Below are 6,946 nucleotides of genomic sequence, written 5' to 3' on the forward strand. Positions count from 1 at the left end.
CTGCGCTGCTTCGTCGCAAAGAGATGGGCCAATAAACCTTGGGCCATCTCTTTGCCGTCGCTTTTCTTACTTCACAATGACAACCGGTGCCTGCACCCGCTTCGCCACTTTATGGCTGACGCTGCCCAGCACCATTTCCTGAAAGGCGTTGAGGCCGCGGCTGCCGATAAAGACGATGTCGTAGCTGTTTTCATTGGCGTAGCGGATGATTGTCGGTCCCGGGGCACCGTGCAGCGTTTTGGCTTCAATAGGAACACCGGCGGAAGTGAACATTTCTTCAAGCGGCAGAAGCAGCTGGCCCCGGTGAAATTGCGGTTCATCCCGGTGTTTGGAGAGCTGCATTTCTGTTCGTGCTTTCTCATAATCGACGACATAAAGCAGTGTAACAGCAGAGCCGCTGAACATTTTCGCCATTTTCAGCGCTTCAGCTGCTGCCCGCCTGGAATGATCCGACCCATCTGCCGCCAGTAATATTTTCCTGTACATGCCCATCTCCCCTTTTTCGCACTGGATAACTTAACGATAACTATTCGACAATCACAGTGAAATCCCTTTTTCGTGCACGGCCTTTTACATTCAAACAAAGGTTTGACTATCGCATGGAGCGTGATAAAATGGAGTTAACAATCAAATGAATGTTTGAATGAAGAAGGGGATGCAGGGATGAAAGAAATTTGTGAAATAACGAAAGTCCATCCTGAACGAGTGGAAAACGTCCAAAACAAAATGACGGACCTGTCCGATGTGGCGGTTCTTTTCAAAGCGCTGGCAGATGAAACGCGGCTGAAAATTGCTTATGCCTTAACAATAGAAGAAGAAATGTGTGTCTGCGATATTGCCGCTGTCATTGGAGGTTCGACAGCCACAGCTTCGCATCACCTGCGCTATCTCCGTGAACGGAAGCTGGCGAAATCTGAACGGAAAGGGAAGCAAATCTATTATTCGCTGTCAGACAAGCATGTGCATCAACTCGTGACCATCGCCCATGAACATGCGAAAGAAGGTGCAGAAATTGGTTAAAACCTACCGCCTCGAAAATTTGTCCTGCACAAGCTGCGCTGCAAAATTTGAGAATAACGTCCGCAATCTGCCGGATATTAAAAACGTTGAATTGAATTTCGGTGCTTCCAAACTGACTGTTGACGGCAATGTTTCCATTGAAGCACTTGAACAGGCGGGAGCCTTCGACCATATCCGGGTTTATCCGGAAAAATCGAAGATTGAACACATTCCGTTCTATAAACGCCGGCAGTCGATCGAAACGGCGATTTCGTTCCTGTTGCTGGTTGCGGGTGTCATCATTTCCTTCCAGACAGCTGAAAACAATCCATGGGCCATCGGGCTGTTTGGCGGTTCCATGCTTGTCGGCGGCTATCACATGTTCCGTACGGGACTCCTGAATCTCAGCCGTTTTGAATTTGATATGAAAACATTGATGACGATCGCTGTCATCGGTGCAGCCATTATCGGTGAATGGCGCGAAGGCGCAGTGGTCGTGTTTTTATTCGCGGTCAGTGAAGCCCTTGAATCCTTCTCCATGAATAAAGCGCGGCAGTCGATACGCGGCCTCATGGATCTGGCGCCGGCGCGTGCCCTTATCCAGCGGAACGGGGAATTGCTGGAAATGGATACGGAACACGTGCGCATCGGGGATGTGCTGATCGTAAAACCGGGCCAGAAGATTGCAATGGACGGCGTCGTTTTACGCGGGCAGTCTGCGGTCAATCAGGCAGCAATCACGGGAGAATCGATTCCGGCTGTCAAAACAGCCGGTGATGACGTGTTTGCGGGAACCATGAACGAAGAAGGCGCCCTTGAAGTGACCGTGACCAAGCGCGTGGAAGACACGACCATCGCAAAAATCATCCATCTCGTTGAAGAAGCGCAGGCGGAAAAAGCGCCGTCGCAGAAATTCGTTGACCGGTTCGCGAAATATTACACGCCCGTCATTATTGCCATTGCATTCCTGGTGGCACTGGTTCCGGGATATGTGACAGGCGACTGGCAACTCTGGATCTATCAGGGACTCGCGGTGCTGGTTGTCGGCTGTCCGTGTGCGCTGGTCGTCTCCACACCGGTTGCGATCGTGACGGCAATCGGCAATGCGGCGAGACAAGGCGTGCTGATCAAAGGCGGCATCCACCTGGAAGAAACGGGCCGCGTCAATGCGGTTGCATTCGATAAAACCGGTACATTGACGAAGGGATACCCTGAATTGACGGATGCCATTCCGGAAAACGGCTACACGAAACAGCAGCTTGTGCAGCTTGCGGCATCAGCTGAAACGATGTCACAGCATCCACTGGCGCGGGCAATCGTCAAAGAAGCGCACGATGAACTTCTGCCGGCTGAAAACTTCCAGTCGCTTACCGGCAAAGGAGCCTATGCAGATGTGGAAGGGCATAGAATCCATATCGGCAGCCTGCTGTGGGCAGAAGAATATGGACTGCGCATTCCCGATTATGCGCGTGATTTTCAAAACAGCGGCAAATCGGTCATGGCTGTTTTCACGAAAGACACGCTGATCGGCATCATTGCAGTCGCTGATGCCATCCGCGCGGAAAGCCCGTCCATCATCGGGAAATTAAAGGAGATGGGTATCAGCGCGACGATCATGCTGACGGGGGACCACCCGGCAACCGCAAATGCCATCGCAAAAGAAATCGGTGTCACCGACGTCCGGGCAGGATTGATGCCGGAAGATAAATTATCCGCGATTCGCGGGCTCCAGCAAGAGTACGGACGCGTCGCGATGGTCGGGGACGGCATCAATGACGCGCCTGCACTGGCAGCGTCAACCGTCGGCATCGCGATGGGCGGAGCCGGTACGGACACAGCTCTTGAAACGGCGGATATCGCGCTGATGGCCGATGATCTGGAAAAACTTCCTTACACGATTCGACTAAGCCGCAAGACATTGCGTATAATAAAGGAAAATATCATGTTTGCTTTGGGGCTGAAGGTCATTGCATTACTGCTGATCATTCCGGGCTGGCTCACTTTATGGATTGCGATATTCGCTGACATGGGTGCGACCCTGCTTGTGATCCTGAATGCGCTGCGCCTTGTCAAAGTTCAAAAGTAACACTGCATGCTTGGAGGATTTGTTTTGAAATTAACTGAATGGACGATGGAAGAACAGGAACAGCTGATCGAATTTATGACGACGAATTCCTGGCCCTATCACGGGCAGGAACATCCTGTCCGCGCGCTGATACAGAAGACAATAGAAGAAGGCGGCTATCAGTCTGATCAGGTCACCACTTTCTGGATCGAAAATGACGAAGGCGAACAGGTCGGGCTCGTGAAGATTTTCGATCTTCAGGACGACATTCCATTGTTCGATCTGCGGATTGCCGATCCTTACCGTGGCAAAGGCTATGGTCCAAAGGCGCTGAAAATGACGGCGGATTTCGTCTTTTCGCTGCCGGAGAAGAAAATTCGCCTGGAAGGCCATACGCGCCATGACAACTTTGCGATGCGCAAAGCATTTGAACGGACCGGGTTCGTCAAAGAGGCGCATATTCGCCAGGCCTGGTTTTCCGCCAAAGAAAACCGTTATTTCGATGCGGTGACATACGGCATGACACGGGAAGACTGGCAGCAGGGCGTTACGACGCCGGTGCTGTGGGAAGATACGATTGCGGAACCGTCTTCGGCGCCGTTCAATCCGGTGCTGCTTGATTTTCCGGACAGTTTTGAATCGGAGCGCCTGCTGATCCGTGCGCCGCGCCGCGCTGATGCCGTCCACAGCTATGAAGCCATCAAGCATTCAATCGATTCGCTGCGGCCGTGGATGCCGTTTGCCCAGAAAAAGCCGGACCTGAAGCAGATTGAAGCCAATTTGATCGAAGCGGCAGCTGATTTTCAGCTCCGCAAAGATCTTCGCCTTCATTTCTTCCTGAAAGATACGGGGGAATTCATCGGTTCAAGCGGCCTTCACCGCATTGACTGGGAAGTGCGGAAGTTTGAAATCGGCTATTGGGTCGATAACCGCTTTGAAGGAAAAGGCTTTGTCTCAGAAGCTGTTGAGCGCATCACGCGTTTCGCGTTTGAGGAACTGGGCGCCAATCGTGTGGAAATCAGATGCGACCCGGACAATGTCAGAAGCCGGGCCGTTGCTGAGAGGCTTGACTTCAAACTTGAAGGAATTCTGCGCAATGATACTGTTTCCCGTCTGGACAATAAATTACGTGATACATGCGTGTATTCGAAAATAGGAAATTGAAATAAAACGAAAAAAGAGACGGTGAGGATTGCCCTCGCCGTCTCTTCTTCTATACGCCTTTCCTGCCGGAAATCAAGTTAACGATTAAGATGATTGCTGCTACAATCAGTAGAAGGTGAATTAATCCCCCGGCAACGTCCATTAAAAATCCAATAATCCAGATTGCTAAAATAACTACAAGTATAATCCATAAAATACGAGCCATGTGTTCTCACCGACCTTTCTGCTTAGATAGTAATAAGTACCCTCAAAAAATACCCGTCAAACATACCGGTAAAAATATCGGCCGCATCAGCCGGCGGGGCTCGGTTGTTCGCCGGCGGAGGGTATAGTAAACTGAGGATAGCTACATTAGGGAGGAACGAAATTTGCCTACTCCAAGTATGGAAGACCATATTGAAATCATCTATTCTTTGATCGAGCAAAAAGGCTATGCCCGCGTTTCAGATATTGCGGAAGCGCTGTCCGTATTGCCTTCATCGGTAACAAAGATGGTGCAAAAGCTGGACAAAGACGGCTACCTGATCTATGAACGCTACCGCGGACTCGTGCTGACGCCGCAGGGACAGAAGCTGGGCAAACGGCTTGTTAAAAGGCACGATCTGCTGGAGCAGTTTTTACGCCTGATCGGTGTCGACGAAGAGCGCATCTATGAAGATGTGGAAGGGATTGAACACCACTTAAGCTGGAATTCAATCAACCGCATCGCGGACCTGGTCCAGGTGCTGGAGGAAAATCCTCAATTTATTGAAAAGCTTGAGAAATTAAAGAATGAAGAAAAAGACAGTTAAACGAAACAGGAGGTTCTATTATGCCATTACACCCCGGTGAAAAAGCAGTATTACAAATAAAAGACCGTTCAGGTTCCCAGTGGATCCTGTCTGACGGCTCAGGCGATGAAGTTCTGATGAACGAATCAGAGATCGAAGAAGGGCGTGAAATCGGGGAGGAAATCGAAGTGTTCCTGTACCGCAACCGCCAGGGCGGCGTATCGGCAACACCAATGATTCCACACATTTTGCCGAGCATCTACGGCTGGGCGAAAGTGCTGAAAATTTCCAAACGCGAAGGAGCGGTAGTGGATATCGGTACGACACGTGAAGTGTATTTATTGCCTGAAGACCTGCCGCAATTCGAGGAACTTTGGCCGCAAAAGGGCGACCATGTATTCATGACGCTCCGCACAGACCGCTACGGCGATTTGTACGGCCGACTGGCCACTGAAGAAAAAGTCAACGAATTGTATGTGGATGCACCGACATCCGTCTATAACCAGGACCTGAAAGCGCGGGCTTACCGCTTGCTGCCGGTTGGCACATTCATGCTTTCTGTTCCGGAGATGTACCGGATCTTCGTCCATGAATCAGAGCGCGAAGAAGAGCCGCGCCTCGGCGAAGAAAAAACCGTGCGCATCATCGGCGTCAAAGATGACGGCACATTGAACGGCTCTCTGCTGCCGCGCAAACAGGAGCGTTTATCGGATGATGCAGAAACAATCATGCGTTATTTAACGGAAGCGGGCGGTCAGATGCCATTCGGCGATAAATCTTCGCCTGATGAAATCCAGGAAATGTTCGGCATGAGCAAAGCCGCATTCAAACGCGCTTTGGGCAGATTATACAAAGACCGCCGCATTGTACAGGAAGACGGCTGGACCAAACTCCAGCAGCATTGATGCAACCTTTCTGGAGCAGATTCGTATTATTTCTATGAAAGGGGCTAAAAAGATGAGAAAATTAATAGCAACTATAGCAATGGTTTTAATTGTATCGATGATATTGCCTTCCTTTACGATGGCGAATGTGGGCATCAATGAAAAATTCGGCGTGCCGATTGTAGTATATGGAGGAAATCTTTCGGAAGCTGAAAAAGCCAGCGTTTCTGAAAGCCTGAGTGTCGAAGAAGAAGCGGAAGTGGAAGAAATCGAAGTAACCGGTGAAGATCTGGTGACTTACATCAAAGACGGCGACGCGCGTGCGCGGATGTTTTCTTCAGCCAAGATCACACGAAAAGATGAAGGCGAAGGCCTGGTCATCCAAATCGTGACACCGGATAACATTACGCAGGTGACAACAGAAATGTATGCGAATGCCATGCTGACCGCGGGGATTGAAAATGCTTCGGTTGAAGTTGCTGCGCCAAAGCCGGTGACAGGCCATTCTGCGTTAGTGGGTATTTATAAAGCTTATGAAGTGAACGGCGAACAACTGGATCCGGAGCGGACAGACGTTGCAAACGATGAACTTGAAGTGGCGACCGAACTGGCTGAAAATGTGGATGAAGCAAAAGTCAGCGAATTGCTGACAGAGATCAAAAAGCAGATTGCTGAAACAAATCCGGCTTCCCGTGAAGATGTCGAAAAGATTGTTGAAGAACAATTATCAAAACTGCAAATCGAATTGAGTCCGGAAGACCGCAAATTATTGACTGATCTGATGGACCGGATCCGCCAATTGGATATCGATTTTTCCAAATGGTCGACCCAGCTTGAGGATTTGAGCAAAACGATCGAGGACAAAATCGGCGGTATCGTCAATGACGAGGGCTTCTGGAACAGCGTCAAGGAATTCTTCAGAAACCTGGCGAACAGCGTGCGGTCCTGGTTCAACTAAAGAAAGTAAACGGGCAGCCCAGGCTGTCCGTTTTTTTGTTATTGAGGAAGCATAGATTTCTCATATCATTTCGCTTCAGGTGGACGCTTTCCGCGGGCATGGCCTG

8 protein-coding genes are annotated in these 6,946 nt (G+C 50.2%); 6 read left to right on the forward strand and 2 right to left on the reverse strand.

Annotation, left to right across the window (positions count from 1 at the left end; translation table 11 throughout):
- Nucleotides 1-66: 66 nt before the first annotated feature.
- Complete coding sequence (locus KW93_RS13590) at nt 67-486, reverse strand: universal stress protein (protein WP_033543577.1); 420 nt, start codon at nt 484-486, stop codon at nt 67-69.
- A gap of 177 nt (nt 487-663) precedes the next feature.
- Here KW93_RS13590 and KW93_RS13595 point away from each other — a divergent pair, with 177 nt between their 5' ends.
- Genes KW93_RS13595 through KW93_RS13605 form a run of 3 tightly spaced genes read left to right on the forward strand, consistent with a single transcriptional unit; the run spans nt 664 to nt 4,228 of the window.
- Nucleotides 664-1,020, forward strand: a complete 357-nt coding sequence (locus tag KW93_RS13595; protein ID WP_033543578.1) for an ArsR/SmtB family transcription factor — start codon at nt 664-666, stop codon at nt 1,018-1,020.
- A complete protein-coding gene (locus tag KW93_RS13600) occupies nt 992-3,085 on the forward strand; it encodes a heavy metal translocating P-type ATPase (protein WP_033543579.1) in 2,094 nt (697 codons plus the stop codon). The genes KW93_RS13595 and KW93_RS13600 overlap by 29 nt, the downstream gene beginning before the upstream one ends.
- Nucleotides 3,086-3,109: 24 nt before the next feature.
- Nucleotides 3,110-4,228, forward strand: coding sequence for a GNAT family N-acetyltransferase (locus tag KW93_RS13605; protein ID WP_033543580.1), 1,119 nt, complete (start codon nt 3,110-3,112; stop codon nt 4,226-4,228).
- Nucleotides 4,229-4,277: 49 nt separating this feature from the next.
- Here KW93_RS13605 and KW93_RS17330 read toward each other — a convergent pair whose 3' ends face one another.
- Nucleotides 4,278-4,433, reverse strand: a complete 156-nt coding sequence (locus tag KW93_RS17330) for a lmo0937 family membrane protein (protein WP_152602463.1) — start codon at nt 4,431-4,433, stop codon at nt 4,278-4,280.
- Between the two features lie 163 nt (nt 4,434-4,596).
- Here KW93_RS17330 and mntR point away from each other — a divergent pair, with 163 nt between their 5' ends.
- Genes mntR through KW93_RS13620 form a run of 3 tightly spaced genes read left to right on the forward strand, consistent with a single transcriptional unit; the run spans nt 4,597 to nt 6,840 of the window.
- Nucleotides 4,597-5,019: a transcriptional regulator MntR gene (gene mntR, locus KW93_RS13610; protein WP_033543581.1), complete on the forward strand. Its 423-nt coding sequence runs from the start codon at nt 4,597-4,599 to the stop codon at nt 5,017-5,019.
- Nucleotides 5,020-5,039: 20 nt separating this feature from the next.
- Nucleotides 5,040-5,903 (forward strand): CvfB family protein, encoded by an 864-nt coding sequence (locus KW93_RS13615; RefSeq protein ID WP_033543582.1) that lies wholly within the window; start codon nt 5,040-5,042, stop codon nt 5,901-5,903.
- A 52-nt stretch (nt 5,904-5,955) separates the two neighbouring features.
- Nucleotides 5,956-6,840: a DUF1002 domain-containing protein gene (locus KW93_RS13620; RefSeq protein WP_033543583.1), complete on the forward strand. Its 885-nt coding sequence runs from the start codon at nt 5,956-5,958 to the stop codon at nt 6,838-6,840.
- The last annotated feature ends 106 nt before the right edge of the window (nt 6,841-6,946 follow it).

The organism is Planococcus sp. CAU13 (assembly GCF_000775575.1).
Classification (GTDB): Bacteria; Bacillota; Bacilli; order Bacillales_A; family Planococcaceae; genus Planococcus.

Coding starts and splice junctions, on each gene's coding strand:
- KW93_RS13620 (WP_033543583.1), top strand. CDS start 5,956: ATGAGAAAATTAATAGCAACTATAGCAATGGTTTTAATTGTATCGATG.
- KW93_RS13615 (WP_033543582.1), top strand. CDS start 5,040: ATGCCATTACACCCCGGTGAAAAAGCAGTATTACAAATAAAAGACCGT.
- KW93_RS13600 (WP_033543579.1), top strand. CDS start 992: ATGCGAAAGAAGGTGCAGAAATTGGTTAAAACCTACCGCCTCGAAAAT.
- KW93_RS17330 (WP_152602463.1), bottom strand. CDS start 4,433: ATGGCTCGTATTTTATGGATTATACTTGTAGTTATTTTAGCAATCTGG.
- KW93_RS13595 (WP_033543578.1), top strand. CDS start 664: ATGAAAGAAATTTGTGAAATAACGAAAGTCCATCCTGAACGAGTGGAA.
- KW93_RS13590 (WP_033543577.1), bottom strand. CDS start 486: ATGTACAGGAAAATATTACTGGCGGCAGATGGGTCGGATCATTCCAGG.